General features: G+C 68.5%; 2 protein-coding genes and 1 pseudogene. 2 read left to right on the top strand and 1 reads right to left on the bottom strand.

What is annotated here, in order from left to right; translation table 11 throughout:
• Positions 1–283 precede the first annotated feature (283 nt).
• A complete protein-coding gene (locus ACZ34W_RS38590) occupies positions 284–613 on the top strand; it encodes an aldo/keto reductase (protein ID WP_465611165.1) in 330 nt (109 codons plus the stop codon).
• Positions 565–1,629 (top strand): aldo/keto reductase, encoded by a 1,065-nt coding sequence (locus tag ACZ34W_RS38595; RefSeq protein WP_465611163.1) that lies wholly within the window; start codon positions 565–567, stop codon positions 1,627–1,629. The genes ACZ34W_RS38590 and ACZ34W_RS38595 overlap by 49 nt, the downstream gene beginning before the upstream one ends.
• Here ACZ34W_RS38595 and ACZ34W_RS38600 read toward each other — a convergent pair.
• Positions 1,599–1,835, bottom strand: a pseudogene (locus ACZ34W_RS38600) (copper chaperone PCu(A)C); the annotation flags it as partial. The gene ACZ34W_RS38595 and the pseudogene ACZ34W_RS38600 overlap by 31 nt on opposite strands.
• Between the last annotated feature and the right edge of the window lie 118 nt (positions 1,836–1,953).

Here is a 1,953-nt window from a genome sequence, read left to right on the forward strand (position 1 = left end):
GGCCCCCACACCGTTCACCTGGACCAAGACCGCGGACGAGATCCTCGATTCCCTCGCCCGATTCTGCCGACGGATCTCGGGCGCAGGACACTAGACTGGTGACGGTAGCCGACTCGGTGATCCTGACGAGAGATCGCGAACTCCGCGGCGGTCCAGACGCCAGGGTGGCGGGGAGTCCGCAGAGTCCCCGCCACCCTGGCGTCCGGGGACCCGACGGGAGCCGGCTGCCAACGAGTGCATCCGGAGCCGCACATGCTCTCAGCGGGTTTCCCCCGGCCTCGGACTGGGCTGCGCCCCGATCGGCAACATCTGCGGTCCGTGGTCCGACGAGGAAGCCCAGTGCCTCCTTGAGGCCGGGTGGGACGCGGGGGTGCGGTATTTCGACACTGCTCCGCATTACGGTCTGGGGCTCTCCGAGCGCAGGCTCGGGAGGTTTCTCGCGGGCAGGTCACGCGACGACGTCGTCGTGTCGACCAAGGTCGGCGGGCTGCTCAGGGATAACCCGGCTGGGACGGAGCCTCCCTGGATGACCAGGGTTTCGCCGTGCCGGCGCGGTTCCACCGAGTGGACTACGGCCGGGACGGGGTCCGGGACGGCTTCGAGGACTCCTTGACCCGCTTCGGCCTGGACCGGATCGACGTGCTCTACGTCCACGACCCCGAACGGGCCGGGATCCCGGGAGGCGGCGAGGAAGCGCTGGACGCCCTCGCGCAGTTGCGGGACGAGCGCGCGGTAGGCGCCGTCGGAACCGGTTCGCTCGGCGTCGACGCGATGCCCGAGAGCGCGGCGAGCGGTCTCACGGACGTCCTGATGGTGGCCAACCGGTACACCCTCCTGGACCAGAGCGTGTCTCCGGCCGTACTCGACGCCTGTACCGAGTTCGGCGTGGCCATCGTGGCGGCCGCGGTGTTCGACAGCGGGCTGCTCGCCGACAGGCCGAGCACGAGGGCCAAGTACGACTACGGGGAGGTGCCCGGACGACGTATTCCTCCGTGCTCGGGCGACGAAGTGTGCGCCGCGCACGGGGGCGCGCTTGCGACCGCGGCGATGGGTTACCCGCTCCTCGACCCGCGTGTCCAGTCGGTGGTGGTGGGAGCGGACAACCCCCACCAGGTCAGGCAGAACGTCGAGCGTCTGAGCATTTCGATACCGAGCGGTCTGTGGGACGAACTGGACGAGCGGGACTGGTACGGCGGTGCGTATAGCGACCCGTCTCCGAGTCCGCATAGTAGCCCGGACTTCGTGGCATCGGCCTCGAACTCGCCGCCGAAAGCCCCTGCCCAGGTCCATGGTCCGGACGTCGAAGCGGCCTTTGCCCGATCCCATGCCCCGACCAAGGAGTACACGGGTCCGGACGAAGGCCGCGAGGGCGAGTGCGACACACGGAATCCCAGCGGCCCAGGGTGTGCACCGCGCGCCGACGGCAACGGACGGATGCGGGGTCCGGGGGTGGCCCAGCCACCTGGCGCCCGGCGGGCCGTGGTTCGCGCGACGGCCGACACAGCCGCTCCGGCGCGGGAGGCGAAGGACACATCCCAGCCCTTGGCGGAAAGGGTGACCTTGTCCAACTTGACCATCTTCGAGCTCTCGCCCTCCATGACGGTCCGGTACATCGTGATCTTCTCGTAGTCAGGGCTCGTGATCTTGGTCACGTCGAGCCGCTGGTCGGAGGAATTGTCCAGCTTGATGTAGCCGGCGGCCGGCAAGGCGTTGGGCAGCCAGCGGACCCAGGCGGACTTGTCCCGGACCGTGACGTCGGGATTGACCGGAGTCTTCACAAGGCGTCTCCTCGTCGTCGGGGGCCGGCGGTCGATCCCGCGCACGGGCCAGAACACCCCGCTACGGTTCGCCTACGCAAGGTACTGACATCAGCTCTTTGGGGTGGTAGATCTGCCGTTTTGCTGACGGATGGTCACCTGTCGCTGTAGACCGTGTGGCATGCGATATGCGGAT

The organism is Kitasatospora sp. NPDC022856, assembly GCF_055561235.1.